Source organism: Bartonella sp. LB28NMGDW (assembly GCF_042194435.1).
Taxonomy (GTDB): Bacteria; Pseudomonadota; Alphaproteobacteria; order Rhizobiales; family Rhizobiaceae; genus Bartonella; species Bartonella grahamii.
Genome location: NZ_JBHIMX010000007.1, coordinates 83,747 through 99,544, shown reverse-complemented (window position 1 = coordinate 99,544; position 15,798 = coordinate 83,747). Strand labels below are relative to the sequence as shown.

Sequence of the window (15,798 nt, the reverse complement as noted above, 5' to 3'; positions counted from 1 at the left end):
AGACGTGTTAGACAGAAGCTTCTTGATACGACGATCTTAAATTTATCATGGGATCGGGTTGTCGAGCTTTTTGATGCACCCGACAGTTTATTTTACCTAGACCCGCCTTATCTTGTGAAGAAGAAGTGTTACAGCTCTGGGAATTTTGTTGAAGATGATTTTGTGAGTATGGCAAAAGTTCTCAAAAGCATACAAGGTAAATTTGTCTTGAGTCTCAATGATTGTGATGCGGTTCGAGAGATCTTTAAGGATTTTGACTTTTTAGAATTAGAGACCCTTTGGACATCTGGTTTTGCTAAAAAACCACCCCGAAAAGAACTCTTGATTCGCAATAATTGAAGAAAATCATAAAAAGATTTGTTAGAATCAGAAGAAAATATTTCTTCTCTAATAGGACTTTTTATATGGTTACATCTTTTGGTAAAATTTTACGGAAACTTCGGGTTGATCATTCAGAACGCCTCTTAGATATGGCTAAGAAATTAGACATATCTGTATCATTTTTATCTGCTGTAGAAATTGGCAAAAAATCTGTTCCTGTAGAACTGGAGGAAAAGATCATAGAGCTTTATGGTTTAGATAAAGCAATGGCTTCTCTCTTAAAAAAAGAAGCCTATTCTTGTCGAAAAAGCATCATAATAAAACCTTCTACTCCGTTGCAACGTGAAACTGTTGTTGCGTTTATGAGACTTTTAGATGGCTTACATCAAGAAGCGTTAGCAGATTTCAAAGAAACATTAGAAACATTGTGCGAAGCGTGCTTTATAGAGAAATGTTAGAAAATCCTATTCCCTAACTTTTATTTACGCGTCCCTCACTGTAAAAAAGCTGTATAAATACAGCAAGTTATTTTTACATAAAACTTACATGTTATCCGTGAATGGTATAACGGTAAATCCATTGAGCACCACGATCTTTACGCTTCATAAAGGAGTAAGCAGGCGCATATTTGCTAGCTCGTGGGTGTTGCTACAACCCTTGGCATTTGAGACGGTTCATTAGGGGTATTTTTAATCCTTTCTTAATAGTTTTTTATCCAAAAGGGCTCTGCCCGCTTGTAACTTGCAAGAGATATGGTTTTTGTTGCTTCAACATGGAACGGATCTGAAATGAAAGAATCTTACGCTATTCTGGATTCTTATTTAACATGTAAAACAATGAACACTCTTTATAAATCAATGTATTGTCTTATGGTGGAGTTGGTGTGGCATTGAGATTTTAGAGGAAAAATATGCCTTTAAGAATTTATAACAGATAGCAAGTTTTTATAGCAGGTATATTAAATGCAGATCATCTAAAATAAATGGAGCGTCCACAGCGAAGAAGGGGCTAATTTTTTAAAATCCGCATGAATGCTTATTCTGTTGTGCTGTAAAAATATCATCGTTTGAGGTGTGGTGTAAGGTATAAAAACTTTATGCATGGGGTGTTTTGATAAGAGAGTGTAGTGAATATTCAAGAGAGGGCTTTCTTGTATAATTTTGTGAAAGGAACCATATGAAATGTGAAGCCGAGAGGGAGCTGTTTTTGAGAAGTTGGATTGTGTATCAACCAGTTTGAGGAGGGATTTGCATCCTTTGGTGTGTGGGAAGGAAGGCAAGAACAGAGCGTGTAGCACCCTATACTTATGTTTTTAAAGGTTTTAATTTTGATCAGAAATTAATTTTAAAATTGCTTTTTGTTTGACAGATGTAAGAATTCTAAAACTTTTTAAAAGCAAATATTCCTCTTTGCTCGAGGCGATTTCATCATAATGGTACGGGGTATGTTCTTTTTTGATGATATCAGCGTAAAAAAAGGCAATAGGGACATTCAATATATCGGAAATTTCCTTTAAACGTCCTACGCTCACACGGTTTAAGCCTTTTTCATATTTCTGGATTTGTTGGAAAGTGACACCTAAATGATGCCCTAATGTTTTTTGAGACATTTTTAGCATTTTTCGCCTAAAGCGAATTTTTTTTGCCTACAAAAAGATCAATATTAAGATTTTGAGTTTGCATTTTCCCCCTCCGGTTGCGAGCGCCCTCGCATTGGTATTCCGGGAGCTTGAAAACACTGAACCCTAGTCAGCATTTTGCTTTTAGTGCTTGGGGCACCTGGACATAGCAAAATCTCCCGGAATTCCGGGATACCCACACAGTGGGTTTATGTTACGCTAGGGTTTCGGGTTTTCAAGGCCCTATTGGTCGTTGCGTATACGACCAAAACATTTTCTAATTAGTAAAGTAATTTTAGGAGATTGGCAATAAAAATAGTTTTTCTTGAGATGGATAGATTTTTTTAAATGAGAGGTTGTTTGCCTTTCAACTTTTAAAGACTCGCTTACTAAACTCATGTTTTCAGATCCGCTTTTTACAAAGGTAAACCTTGGTTTTTAAGCTCAAGGCACCGCCTATGGTGCTGTTCTTAATCAATAACCAAAATGGCTTGTTTTGATGCGTCTGAGATATCATGATGATAGGGGAAACCTTTTATGAGTAAAGAGCCCTCATGCAAAATAAAATCAAAACAGAATAGATTTGGTTGTTGTATATTCACATGTTTGTTTTGAGAAGATATTTCTCAATGTTAGCGCCCATTTCACGAATGGCGTTTCGTAAAGTGTATAACGTAAAAGCTTCGATGAATGGGATAAAAGCTATATTTCTATCTTTACTGAAAAAAAAGATGCTTGGAGGGCACATACTCTTTGTCAGTTTAAAATATTACGACAGTTTTTACCTTTGAAAAGGAGGATAAAAGCTATTTTTTCTCTCTTCACGTGTTTTTATTTATACGCTCATCCTGCTTATAATGTGCAAGCGAATAGTTTTGATTGATTCAATATCAACAGATTCGAAATGAGAAAAGATATTTTGGTTTCTCATTATGTATGAATAATAAATTATTATTATAAATTAATAATTCTATACTTAGGGAAGCGTTTTTTTAAGGAGTTTTTTTGTTCGTTTTTAAGAATGTGCGTGTTTTAGATAAAAAACTGTATCAACGCAGTTATTGTTAGAATTAAAGTTTTTATGAGAAAAATGAGCATTGTGGAATGATAAGCTTTTGATATAAAGCGTTTTAGAATTTTGCACAACTTAACGATAACTTATTTATTTTATCATTTCTTATGATTGCTATAAGCGATGCAAAGTTGGAATATGGTTTGAGAAAGCAGATGACACAAGTATTATCTTTCGGTAAGTAGTTTTGAAATAAAAGACAGCTTTAAATGATAAATAAAGATAGGTGCACCATGAATGAACTTACCCATATTGAGACTATTATAACGCATTATGATGCTGTTTTTTGTGATGTGTGGGGTGTTGTGCATAACGGTGTACATGCATTTGAACCAGCGTTGAAAGCATTGTATAAAATTCGACAAATGGGAAAAAGTGTTATTTTATTAACCAATTCTCCTCGGCTACGGGAAGATGTTGCTGCTCAATTACAAAGCATGAATGTTCATCGTGACTATTATGATGCCATTATCACTTCAGGGGATGTAACGCGCGATCTCATTCGGACTGCTCCGCGTAAAGTTTTTTTTATTGGTTCACAACGTGATTTGGTGCTGTTTGAAGGGTTAGAGTGTGAATTTGTTGAAGAATGGGAGGCTTCTGTTGTCGTCTGTAGCGGTTTTCTTGAAGATTTTGACGAAGAACCCTCTGCTTATGAGGAGATGTTTCTTCGCATGCGGGCGCGGAATTTACCTTTTATTTGTGCTAATCCTGATGTGATTGTCCATTATGGAAATAAAGAATTTTGGTGCGCTGGTGCATTGGCGCGTCTTTATCAACAATTAGGGGGGGAAGTACGCATTGCTGGAAAACCTCACGCGCCTATTTATGAGTGTGCCTTTGAAAAACTTCAAAACATTCGTGGAATTGTGGAAAAAAGTCAAGTTTTAGCTATCGGTGATGGTCTTTTGACAGATATTAAGGGGGCAGCTCATTTTGGTCTTGATGCCCTTTATATTATGGGGGGGATTCATCATTATGATTATGCGCAAAATGGTGTGGTGGATAAGCAAGCTTTGCATTCTTTTCTTGAACGTCATGGTTATAAACCACAAGCAATCATGTGGGCACTTCAGTAATGGCTAATTTTTTGCGTTTTCAGGGGACTCACATGTTTCCCTCGGCTTGGCGGGGAGCCGTGTTGGCACTTGGAAATTTTGATGGTGTTCATTGCGGACATCAGATGGTGTTGCAAAAAGCGCTTGATTTCGCGCAGATAAAAAAGAAACCAGCAGTTGTTTTAACCTTTGAACCACATCCAAGAAGTTTTTTTCAACGTTCAGCTCCTGTCTATCGTTTGACAGAGGCAGCTGAAAAAGCTGAAATTTTTAAAGTCCTTGGCTTTAATGGCGTGATTGAACAGCCCTTTGATGCGCACTTTGCCACGCTTTCAGCGGATGAATTTATCAAATCGATTTTAAAACAGGTTTTTGATGTTTCAGTTGTGGTGACAGGGGAAAATTTTCAATTTGGTCATCAGAAAAGTGGAAATTCACATCTTCTTTGCCAAAGGGGAAAAAAATATGGATTTGAGGTTGTGCAAGTTCCTTGTGTTTCTCGTCTTCAAGATTCAAAACAGTTGATTATTTCCTCTAGTTTTATTCGACAGCTTCTCTCACAAGGGAACGTAGAAAAAGCGGCTCATTTGTTAGGGTATCACTATCGGGTATGCTCCAATATTATTCAAGGCGATAAACTTGGACGTCTTTTGGGATTTCCTACCGCTAATCAAATGTTGCCTTCCCAAGTTCGCTTGGCTCATGGTGTTTATGCGGTGCGTTTACGTCGTGCGAACGGTGTTTTGTATGATGGTGTTGCAAGCTTTGGTTGTCGTCCAACGGTTGTTAAAGATGGCGCGCCACTTTTGGAAACCTATTTGTTTGACTTTAATGACGACCTTTATGGGGAAAGCTGTACCGTTTCTTTTTTGCAGTTTTTGCGAGGACAAGAAAAATTTGATGGGCTTGAACCCTTGATTGCACAAATGCACCGTGATGAAAAAAAAGCAAAAGAAATTCTAAAGACAGCACAACCATTATCAAAGTTGGATAGGCTGCTTACTTTTAAAAATATGCCCTAAACTTATCTGAAAAAGAGAGAAGAGCCGTAAAAATAGCACTTAAAGTGATTATAATCACAAAGATATATTCCAAAACATCGTGGAATATATGTTTTTTCCGTTGTTGAGAGGAAGAATCGAATATCTGAATATCTGATTTTGGCATTATCTTTTTCAAAATTCATTTTATGGCTTTTCTTGTCATTCAAAAGTTTACTGCTTGTTTCTTTCTGATCGGTTAAAACCCATCATAAAAGATGCAGTAAAGAATAAGCCCCAGCCTATTTGGCAATAATAGACGTGAAGAGGGAGAAAGGCTGTTTTTTAAATTTCTTGCGATTTTAAGCTTATAGTTTGATAAAATTTAATCGATGACTCTTTTATAATGATATTGGGCTTATCTAAAACCTTACGTATGTGATGTTTGATATCATATGATGAATATTTAAAAAAGTTCGTTTGTTGAGTCTTGTGAAGTAGAGCGGTGGACAGCAGCTGTTTTGTGCTAACCAATTACGTAAATGAGAATGAAGCTGATGTAAAATGCTTTAAGTCTTGTTTCTCTCGTATGTTGTGACAGGAAATTCACATTAAGGAGACTACGATTGATTGCAGATAAAAAGAAATCATTGCGAGAAAGCAGGTGTACTTGTTTCAAAATTTCTAATGCTTTTGATGATAAAGGTACAACTTTGTTGTCCTAATACGTAAATGTTTCAAATTCTCAAGCAACGAATTGTCCATATATCTCCTTTGTCTTTCACAAATATAACACCTATAATGTAGCGGGAAGGCAGTCTTGTAAGGATATGAAAACGCAACGCCAATAATGTATTGTTGTTTTTTGAATAGGATCAAGCCCCATAGGTAAAATAAAATGCTGGAATATACTTGTTTTGCTAATTTACGCGCTTGTTTTAAAGAAATATCTCTCAACGCTTCCATATCCATTTTCACGATGGCACTCATGAATGGTATCTTGCAAGCGCCGTTGAGCGCTATCATCTTTATGCCTAATAAAATAGCAATCCGGTATCATCCGTTAATTGACAAGCCTTCAGTGTTGTACAGCCTTGGCTATTTGAAAGCGTTTATGAGAGGGATTTTTTCTTAACTCGTTTTATTTCACACGAACTCTTCCTGCTTGTGACATACAAGAAATACGCTTTTGATTGATTCACTATAAATAGACTTAAAATGAGATAATCTTACGGTATTAGGGTTTCTCACTCAACGTGAAAAATAATTAATTGTTATAAATCAATGTGTTGAAATTAACCATAGATTATAGCTTACAGCTTTTTTATAAAATATTCTGCATGCCTTTTATACGGAATATGGGGGTTTTCTTAGTGGTTTTACTGTTGTTTTAGGTGTCTGTGGCGTACGAATGAGCTCGTACTGGTAAAGGAAGAGACAAAGAAGGTGAAGCAGTGATAAAAGGTGAGGTGAAAATAAATTTCCTTGATCATCATATGAATTTTCATGCATTTTTGTGGCTTCAGGTGTGCATGCTTGTTGTATATTTAATAGCAAAGTTTGCTTGTAGAGCTTTATGAAGTGGGAATCCTGAGTGGAAAGTGCAAGACAAAGATTATTGACAGATTATTTTTACAGATCGATGTGTATTTAAGATTCTTCATCTTTTAAGGCGATGAGGAAGTGTATGAAACCTATGTTTAAAGACGTGCCAAACGATAAAGATGCAGCGAGCGTGCTCCGTGATGGCAATAGGCAAGAAGAGGGAGGGGGGCTGTTTTTAAAATTGTTTGCATGGCTTCAACAGCTGACTTTTCTATAGTTGGAGGAGAAATGGGAATGTGATAGGCTTTTATGCCATATTCATTTGCGACCGTTTTAATGCTAGAAAAGTCAGTTTGATGAAGTTCCTCGTGATCGGGGCGGTTACAGATAATTGTTTTAAAACCAGCTTGTGCCAATGTTTTGATATTTTCTATGCTAATTTGGGCGCTGATAAAAATATCAGGTTCAATTTGTTGTAAATTCATTTTTTATTCTCAATTGCACGATCTTCACGATACCCTCTGGTCTGGTATATAAAAGAACATAATGAAGGTAAGTTTTTCAATGGCATCTTAACAAAAATATTCTTTTTGTCGAGAAAATCTATTTGGGGAAAATGAGTTGTAAGATGCAACATATCTCACTTCGCAACATGTTCGTTATTCAACCTTATGCAAGACGGCTGTTTGGTTTTTATGGATGATCCATTGTGTTTACCCAGCATAGACATTCCATTGTGTTGCTTGTTCACACGCTTGCTATAGAGGTATCTTTATTTCTCTTAAGCCCATTTTACCCTGTTGAGCGTAAAGAGTATAAAATTCATGGATCACCACCCTCTTTACGCTTATGAAGAAGTAAGCTGGCACCATTTTTATATTTGCCAGCCCCCAATGTTATACTAAAGTCCTTGGCTATTGAGACGGTTCATAAGAAGCATTTTAAATCCTTTCTTGTATAGTTTTTACTCACACGCCAGCCCTGCTTGTAACGTACAAGAAATATGATGTTGATTGATTTAATATAAGAGGGCATGGAATGAGAGAATCTTCCTGATTTCGGCTCTCTCATTCAACGTGCAAGACAACGAATGCTCCTTATAGTTTGTTGTATATTCAGAGTGGAGTTCATTTGTAGCGTTGCATTAAGTGGACTGCATGAAGGGAGAAGCTCAAAAGGCAGGCGCGAGATAATAAGCTGGATCATTTACAGAGCATTGTTTACAGATTGATATGGATTTAAGAATCTTCGTTTTAGGGTGGGGGAAGAAGAGCGTGTCTCTTGTTTAAATTTATTTTTATTATTCTCAAGAGCATCATCTTCATAATGTTTTTGCTCATGCTAAAAGAATATTATAAAGACAAAATTGCGGGCTGTCATTTTATCCTAAAAATAGGAGAAATGGTTATTTTTCACGTATTGGATGCTTGCTTCTTTTATTACTTTCTGTATAATCGTAAAAACGATAATGCTGAAAGGCGTAATAAATGATCATTGGACTTTTGAATCAAAAGGGAGGCGTAGGAAAAACTACGTTGAGTGTTAATCTTGCGGCCAGTTTTGCGCGTACCGGTGCACGGGTATTGCTTATTGACGTTGATCCACAGGGGAGCGCATTGGATTGGGCTGCTGCGCGTGAAGATGCACCTTTGTTTTCGGTTATTGGTTTACCACGTGCAACGGTTCACAAAGAGATTACACAGATTGGTCATGGTTATGATCATATTATTATCGATGGTCCTCCGCGTGTGACTGATCTTGCTCGTAGTGCTCTTATGGCTTCGGATTTGGTGCTTATACCTGTTTTGCCTAGTCCCTATGATATTTGGGCAGCAGATGGAATTGTAAAGCTGATTGACGAAGCACGTGTTTATAAAGAAAATCTTAAATCTGCTTTTGTTATCAATCGTAAAATAGTCAATACAGCGATAGGGCGTGATGTGAACGAAGCTCTTGGCATATACCCCGTGCATGTTCTTTCTTCTAGCGTTGCGCAGCGCGTGATTTTTGCAGAAGCAGCAGCACAGGGGAAGGCGGTTTATGAAGTTGATAAGCAAGGACCAGCAACAGCAGAGATTGAAGCTGTTGCAGCGGAAATCAAGGAGTTAGCGCGATGAATAAAAAAATTAAAATCGGCACGAAACCAACGAATAAATCAATTCCTTTAACGGCGGATGCATGGGTAGGAAGCCCCAAAGGGAGCATGAGTGGAGGTATGAAGCGCCTCACGATTGATATACCAGAAAGTTTGCATCGATTGATTAAGGTAAGTTGTGCAAGTCGTGGAACTAAAATAGCCGATGAGGTGCGCGAATTGCTTTCACAAAAATACGGAAAAGTGTAAAAAATGATATATGATAATAAGTTTTCGTTGGTTTGAATGCTTTTTCTAGAGATGATATCGGTTGTTTTTATACGAAGTTAATAATATAAGCGCCTTTCTTTTTTCACGAGGGCTGCTTCATTTAAGTTGTTTTTCATAAGGTTCTGTATCATCTCATGAAAGAGCGATGCGTTTGCGAAAAAATCTCCGTTTCAAAATTTTCCCTATAAATGTGATAATCATCATACTTCTTGTGATCTTATCTGTTAGATGAATAGATAAGTGTACTCTTCTAAAAAGATTGTCTTGATAATGATTTTAAACGTCAGATTATTTTTTTGTTTATTTTACTTAATACATGCGTAAATAATGTAATTAAGAGTAGCGTTGATTATTTTTTTTTGTTATGCAGCGATTCATTTTATTAAATTATATTCATGTTTATAAAGGGGGGATAAAAAAATACATAAAATTTACTGATATTGGCGCGCTATAATTTATTCCTAATAAACACAAGAAGTCATTGAGCATATTATAGACAGTATTTCTTACATTTATATGATTTTATAGTCTTAAATAGTTAATGCCAGTCGTAATGGTACGCAAGGAAATAGGCTTTTTTGCTTCAATTGATAATGTATAAGATCGCTTTTTTAGCATTTCTATTGGCATTTAAAAAGTGCAGGGGGACTTAAAGTTTTCTTTCTTTTCCGGTGGTCTAAGAAATGATAAGAGCGCAATCAGTTGGTTAAAAGGTGTATTCTTTCGTTTGCAGGGAATTTGCAATGGATATAGGCATTACGAATTTTTGATAAGATTTTGTGCGACTTCTCATGATGAAGTGGTTTTTGAAAAATGCCAAGATATCAAAATTACTGCTGAAGTTTAAATACTTCAAATACAAAGAGCAGCCGTGCAGATAATGCTACAAATGCAAGCCTGATAAATAAAAGCAGTTTTCATGATTTAACATGTTTGCGTTGCAAGTGTGCGTATTTGCAAAGGAAAGTTAGACGCAAGGTCACAATATAGGAGGGGATGTGAATCCAAAGATATTGTTAATAAAATATAAAACAAAGAGAGGGGTTAAATCATGAACAAGATCATTATAACAGCGCTGTTGCTTTGCACGGGGCTTGTTACTGTTGGTTCACGAAAAAAACTACAGTGTTGAGGAATTTAAGAAAGATAAAAAATTGATGCAAGAATGGGGAAAGAAATGCGATAAAATGGGAGGATCTGCTTTTGCAACCAAGAGTTGTCAAAATGTCATGCAAGCCGATATGGAACTTTTTCAAGAGCATTATAGAAATCTTGCAAAGCAACTTCGTGAAAGTGGCAAAAAGGGGAATGAAACTGAAAAAAGCAGGACAACAATTAAATCATAAAAATATATTGATAGCGGTGTTTTTCTTTGTACGCGATTTATCATCATAGGTTGGAAAAAATTGCGTACAGAAGTTGATTTTAAAATTTTTGAAAATGCACAATGAACTGCATGTCAAATTTAATGGGTCCCTAAATTGTGTCCTAAACTTTGTAAATTTGAAAAAAGGGGAATTTATTGATGAATAAAGCCATTATTACAACAGTGCTGCTTTGTGCTGGACTTGCTGTTGCTGGATGCGAGAAAAACTATAGCGTAGCAGATTTTAAGAAAGATCCTAAATTACTCAATCAGTGGTTAGAGAAATGTTTTATTGCAGGGAGTTTTGATTCTCAAAATTGTAAAAACGCAGAAAAAGCTGAATTAGAAACTCGTAAAAAATGGGGAGTTTTCGGCTCTGGAAAGGACGACCAAGAAAAAACTGAAGATAAAAAGGAAGGGAATTAAATCATGAATAAAGTCATTATTACAGCAGTGCTGCTTTGTACTGGACTTGCTGTTACTGGTTGTGAAAAAACTTATAGCGTAAAAGAATTCAAAACAAATGAAAAATTATACGAGGAATGGGCAAAGAAATGCGAGAAGGACGATTCACCGCTCAAAACCTCTCAAAATTGTAAAAACCTTCGACAAGCATATATAGAACTTTTTTTGAGACCCTAATTTGTGTCCAAATTTTATCAATCTAAAAGAAGGGGAATTTATTGATGAATAAAGCGATTATTGTAGCATTGCTGGTTTGGATTGGATTTGTCGTTGCTGGTTGTGAAAAAACTTATAGCGTAGCAGAGTTTAAGAAAGATCCTAAATTACTCGAGCAATGGGCAATGAAATGTATGATATCAGGGAGTTTAGATTCTCAAAATTGTAAGAACGCAGATAAAGCGTATCGTGAAGTTCATGCCCGTGATTGGCTTGGTGCGAGCTTTGTACACGATGACGAGAAAAAAACTGAAGATAAAAAGGAGGGAAATTAAATCATGAATAAAATTATTATCACAGCATTGCTGGTTTGTACTGGACTTGTCGTTGCTGGTTGCGAAAAAAATTACAGCGTAGCGGAATTCAAGAAAGATAATACATTACTCGAAGAGTGGGCAAAAAAATGTGAAAAGATGGATCGATCGTCTATAGAGAAATCTAAAAATTGTCAACATGCCAGACAAGCCTATATGGAACTTATGTTTGGCATTAATTAAAAACTTAAAATTCAATAAATTACTCTATCAATAAGGAATTTGGTAGTTATTGATTCTATTTTGTTTTTTAGATTCTCTCTAACTTTTAGAGAGTCTTTTTATGGCTTCAAGAATTAGTCGTTTACGATCTGTACTCTTTATGTAAACGGATGCTATACTGTCATTTGTCTAGCCAAAAAGTGCTTTTAATTGTGATAGTATTGCATCCGAATGAGTTGCTACGTGTTACTGCTAATTTTTCAAATTATGCGCTGATTGTTTAATGTCTTGGTTGCATGTATTTAAAACATGAGATTAAATTTACCTTTGGGGTGTTTTGCTGACTTTATCACAAATAAATGTTTCATCACACTAAGACCGGCTTTAAGCGTTGCGGCTAATTTCGAAAAAAATTGGGAGGAAACATCTGTTTTGAATTTACTTTTCTCTATTTTAATAAAGAGAAAAACATTCTGAATGGAATTATTATCGTTTTATATTCAAATGTTTTTCTCAAACTATTTTTAAAAAATTGCTTTTGATTTGAGAATATTATAACATTAGTTAAGACGTGAGGCAGTTTTTCTAGGACGGTTTTGCTGGATGTGTGAGGAATTGAGCGCTCTTCCCACCGTTTCATTTTTTCCCTCTCTTTTCTGAGTTTGCAAGGTTTTCCCTTGTTATTTTTTTATCTTAATTGTGTTGTAATATTATCATGTTGAGCGGTGGAGCTTATGTAAAACTTTATGTATGAGTTTTTTTGTTCTCGAGTGTGTGATGAATGTTTTTTGAATAATACTTTGATTTATAAAAATAATTTAATTATTTTATGTTGAATAAGGATCTCGTCAAAATCTGTTCTAGGTTGAATCAATTAAAATCATCTACTTGCACGTTACAAGCATGGAGGGTCCGTGTGGATAAAAACTGTTGAAGAAAGAAGTAAAAATGCTTTTTTGAACTATCTCAAGTACTAAAGGTTTTGTTTGCAACATTTGGTGCTGGAAAAGTGTGTGATGGTGCTGGTTTATTCCCTCGCAAGTGTATGATGATGGTGTTCAATGGATTTATCAAAAGTTTCTTGAAATATTCCTTTAGAATTGTGATATGCCCTGAAGGGAAGAAGCAAGAGGAACTTACTCAATGAGGAGACAAATTATTTACAGATCGGATTTGGTAGAAAATTTAGTTCTTTAAGGCGGGAATGAAGTTGAGATTCAAGTAGCATGAAAAGACGGAAACTGATGGTTAAAAATGCATACAAAAAGCAGAGTTAACATTTAAATAGTTGCAAGCGATGTTTGAAATTGGGTGTGTGATTTATCTGTAGAATTAAAATTTTGCTTTGATCTTATGTAAAATTAAGATGATCGTTTGAGCAAATTATAAAAAGCCAAGAGAATATGCTTAGTATATTTCTATTACGAGAACTAAAATAACAACAAAAGCATTCATGGTGATAATCAAGGTTAAATAAAGCACAGCGGCTTTTACGAGATCAGCCATAAAAACCTCTTTCTGTTCTTTTTGAGGTGATTTTATGAATAACAATATGTTATAATCTGTAGTATATGTTGATATAAGTAGTATATGTTGATATAATATATTAGGCAAGCTTAGAATCTTTCCTTTTTTATAAAGGCTTGAGGAATTGGAGCACTGTAAATCCTAAAAAAGAAAGTTTTAAAGAGAATATTAATTGATTTCGTAGGTTTATTTATTGAGCCTTTCGTTTAAGTGAATCACATGAGTGGAAAGTCAAGAGAAGATCGCTTGACAAAAATTCAGACTGCGTACAGAGCAGATTGAGTTAAGATCTTGGTGCTTTAAGGTGCGCGGAAGAAGACAAAAATGTTTTCTGATCGTTTATTTCATAGCAAGATTGGTTAATGTTGCTCTAATGGGCATGTTTTGCACAAAAGAAAAGAACGTTCCAAACAAAATATACTTATGTTGTATATTAATATATTTGTATTGTACATTTATGTACGTGTAAAAAAATATCTCTCAATGCACACGACAAATATTTTACGATGACACTCGTAGATGGTATAACAGTAAAGTTCTCGTGAAATAATATAAAATCTATAGAATGCTCCCATCTTTACACTTATGAAAGAGCAAGTCACTGTCATCTCGTACGCTTGCTTTCAATGTTTACTATAGCCCTTGGCATTTGAGAAGGTTCATAAGACACATTTTTCTTTTAGTGTATTTTATCAACACATCAGGTTGTTTTTTGTGATGTGCAAGCAAGTGATTTTAATTTATTCAACATGGAATAGATTTGAGATGGGATGATTATGAAAGAGAAGAGCTGCATTTAGAAGATTGAAAATGAGAGAAAGTTCGTAACAAAAATTGTACCTTTATTATAAAATGATTGTTTCTATGTTTTTATACCAGTAGCACATGTAAAGCCGCGATATTAAGAGAAAACTGTGTTATGGAGTGAAATAATCTATAGGAAGATGCTGTGGAAATTCTGAAAATATCAATGTGGGGAGCGTTAAGCATTATGCATTGGATAATATTTTGATAGATAATGATAATCTATCGTTATTCAATTTGAATTAGAGTCCTGAATACCGTAATTTTTTTCATTCCAAATCTGTTCGAGGTTTAATCAACCAAAACCATGTCTTTTGCAGTTACAAGTGGGGAGGGTCCATGCGGAGTGAAACTGTACAAGAAAGGCATGCTTTTTGAACCGCACTTAAATGTCAAGGATATCGCAACATGAGGGGCTAGCAAAATATGTGATGGTGCTGGCTTGCTTCTTTTATTAAGCGTAAAGATGGACAGTGCTCAATGGATTTTATACACGTCATGGGGGATTTATCATTATATTATTCATGGGCCACGGCGCGAAATAGGCTTGGGTACACTTAAGAGATGTTTCTTTAAAACAAGCGCGTGAATATGCGATTGAAGACGTATCGAACTTGATTGGCTAAGAAACTCTTGAAAAGGTTCAAAAAATCTTATATAGTCGTTCATTGCAAAGAAAAGCGAATGATAATTAAAAAAAGGGAGATTGATGGCTGTTTAGCTATTCTAAGATGTCTTTTTTTATATTGCTGTATGGCTGATCTGTTCAAAAGAGCGTTCTTTTTGTTTTTTATGCGAAATACTGCATGTGTGCAGAAAGAGTACGGGGGAGGGTGTGTCTTTTTGAATGGGTGCAAACTAATTTTGTAGGGTGCCATCTTATGGGGTGCCGGAAGGTATGCAAGTTTAGGTGCAGAGAAAGCCATAAGGTTATGGAGGGTAAGATGCTGCTATCGTTAAAATGCTGAGATTTTTAATGAGCTTAAGTCTTTGATATGCTGCAAGATATGCTGTGGGTTTTTGTCGGCAGGTGGTCTTTTTATGGACAAAGTTCTCGTGAGAGCGTTGTTGTTTTCTGTTGAAGGCGTGCTGGTGACGAAATAGGCAAAGGAAATTGGCAAGGCGAAATAGACCAAAATAGACAGAGCAAATGTAGGATTTTCAATATTACTGCGTAAGGTTTAAGTTTATAGCGTTTTGGTGAATTAGTATAGCCGCAATGATGGTTTTGGAGCAAAGCAAGAAAAATACTTGAGAGAATGCGTTGAAAGTTGAAGTGGTATACGCTTTGAAGGATTGTCGTGCTGTTGTTTGAGCGATGTTCGCACCACGAGCTTTATTGAGTGTATCAGCATTGAAGAGAACCTGTTTAATCTCCCTCATTTGAAAGATTGAACAAGAGTGTTGAAGGGGAAGTAAAAATGTCTGTAGTGCAATATGGTGATGATAGTTTTGCATCAAAAGCAAAAGTTCTTGATAATAATCTTATTGATCGTGATTGGGCGATGACAAAATTTGTTGCTGCTGTTAAAGGATTAGCTCAAGTTGTTGATTATGAAAGCAATATGCTAGAGAGCAGTGGTGTTCCAGATTACGAAGAAATAAATTTATGTAAAATACGTGGTTTGCGTGATCTTAATAAATCCATGAGCGATGTGAAGCGCTACATGAATCAAGATATTGAGCATGAAGTTGAAAGTTTGTTGTCTGATTTACAAGAAAAATTACAGCGTAATAGTGAATTGCTTCAGACGCATTTAAATGCAGTTAATGATCTTTCTAGAGCTATGCAACTATCTGGACGCGTAAAAGAAACAGAGGAATGATTCAAATCTGATGAATATTGGCTGTTCTAAGTGATGACAATGATTAGGTAGATCATGTTTATTTGGATAAATAGTGCGTTTAGTCAGTGGACTTGTTTTAAGCGCATTTGGGTATTTAAATTATTATCCTGTTGTACTGTAAAACACTGTTTTTAAAAC

The 15,798-nt window shown here is 35.5% G+C and carries 14 protein-coding genes and 1 pseudogene; 13 read left to right on the top strand and 2 right to left on the bottom strand.

What is annotated here, in order from left to right; genetic code table 11:
- On the top strand, positions 1 to 339 hold a 339-nt coding region (locus tag ACFIKG_RS05905), incomplete at its 5' end, for a DNA adenine methylase (RefSeq protein ID WP_375651906.1).
- 65 nt (positions 340 to 404) lie between these two features.
- The gene (locus tag ACFIKG_RS05900) at positions 405 to 779 is read left to right on the top strand and encodes a helix-turn-helix domain-containing protein (RefSeq protein WP_375648391.1); all 375 of its coding nucleotides are present in this window, start codon (positions 405 to 407) and stop codon (positions 777 to 779) included.
- A gap of 863 nt (positions 780 to 1,642) precedes the next feature.
- Here ACFIKG_RS05900 and ACFIKG_RS05895 read toward each other — a convergent pair.
- Positions 1,643 to 2,003, bottom strand: a pseudogene (locus ACFIKG_RS05895) (helix-turn-helix domain-containing protein).
- Between the two features lie 1,241 nt (positions 2,004 to 3,244).
- On the opposite strand from ACFIKG_RS05895, the gene ACFIKG_RS05890 reads away from it, so the two are divergent.
- From ACFIKG_RS05890 to ACFIKG_RS05880, 3 genes are all read left to right on the top strand, one after another.
- On the top strand, positions 3,245 to 4,090 hold the full coding sequence (locus ACFIKG_RS05890; RefSeq protein WP_273788305.1) for a TIGR01459 family HAD-type hydrolase: 846 nt from the start codon (positions 3,245 to 3,247) through the stop codon (positions 4,088 to 4,090).
- The gene (locus ACFIKG_RS05885; protein WP_375627156.1) at positions 4,090 to 5,091 is read left to right on the top strand and encodes a bifunctional riboflavin kinase/FAD synthetase; all 1,002 of its coding nucleotides are present in this window, start codon (positions 4,090 to 4,092) and stop codon (positions 5,089 to 5,091) included. The genes ACFIKG_RS05890 and ACFIKG_RS05885 overlap by 1 nt, the downstream gene beginning before the upstream one ends.
- Before the next feature lie 856 nt (positions 5,092 to 5,947).
- Entirely contained in the window at positions 5,948 to 6,184 is a 237-nt protein-coding gene (locus tag ACFIKG_RS05880) for a hypothetical protein (protein ID WP_375651905.1), read from the top strand.
- A 565-nt stretch (positions 6,185 to 6,749) separates the two neighbouring features.
- Here the strand turns inward: ACFIKG_RS05880 and ACFIKG_RS05875 are convergent.
- Positions 6,750 to 7,079, bottom strand: coding sequence for a TIGR01244 family sulfur transferase (locus tag ACFIKG_RS05875; protein WP_375627158.1), 330 nt, complete (start codon positions 7,077 to 7,079; stop codon positions 6,750 to 6,752).
- A gap of 1,002 nt (positions 7,080 to 8,081) precedes the next feature.
- Here ACFIKG_RS05875 and parA point away from each other — a divergent pair.
- The 8 genes from parA to ACFIKG_RS05835 all read left to right on the top strand — a co-directional run bounded on the left by parA (position 8,082) and on the right by ACFIKG_RS05835 (position 15,639).
- A complete protein-coding gene (parA, locus tag ACFIKG_RS05870) occupies positions 8,082 to 8,711 on the top strand; it encodes a ParA family partition ATPase (protein ID WP_015856698.1) in 630 nt (209 codons plus the stop codon).
- Positions 8,708 to 8,938: a plasmid partition protein ParG gene (locus tag ACFIKG_RS05865; protein WP_015856697.1), complete on the top strand. Its 231-nt coding sequence runs from the start codon at positions 8,708 to 8,710 to the stop codon at positions 8,936 to 8,938. The genes parA and ACFIKG_RS05865 overlap by 4 nt, the downstream gene beginning before the upstream one ends.
- A 1,124-nt stretch (positions 8,939 to 10,062) precedes the next feature.
- Positions 10,063 to 10,305, top strand: a complete 243-nt coding sequence (locus ACFIKG_RS05860; RefSeq protein ID WP_375651904.1) for an EexN family lipoprotein — start codon at positions 10,063 to 10,065, stop codon at positions 10,303 to 10,305.
- Positions 10,306 to 10,484: 179 nt separating this feature from the next.
- A complete protein-coding gene (locus ACFIKG_RS05855) occupies positions 10,485 to 10,751 on the top strand; it encodes an EexN family lipoprotein (RefSeq protein ID WP_375644940.1) in 267 nt (88 codons plus the stop codon).
- A gap of 3 nt (positions 10,752 to 10,754) precedes the next feature.
- Positions 10,755 to 10,967, top strand: coding sequence for an EexN family lipoprotein (locus tag ACFIKG_RS05850; protein ID WP_375627165.1), 213 nt, complete (start codon positions 10,755 to 10,757; stop codon positions 10,965 to 10,967).
- A gap of 44 nt (positions 10,968 to 11,011) precedes the next feature.
- Entirely contained in the window at positions 11,012 to 11,281 is a 270-nt protein-coding gene (locus tag ACFIKG_RS05845) for an EexN family lipoprotein (protein WP_375651903.1), read from the top strand.
- Between the two features lie 3 nt (positions 11,282 to 11,284).
- The gene (locus tag ACFIKG_RS05840) at positions 11,285 to 11,503 is read left to right on the top strand and encodes an EexN family lipoprotein (protein ID WP_375627169.1); all 219 of its coding nucleotides are present in this window, start codon (positions 11,285 to 11,287) and stop codon (positions 11,501 to 11,503) included.
- Positions 11,504 to 15,234: 3,731 nt separating this feature from the next.
- On the top strand, positions 15,235 to 15,639 hold the full coding sequence (locus tag ACFIKG_RS05835; protein ID WP_273788300.1) for a flagellar protein FlgN: 405 nt from the start codon (positions 15,235 to 15,237) through the stop codon (positions 15,637 to 15,639).
- The last annotated feature ends 159 nt before the right edge of the window (positions 15,640 to 15,798 follow it).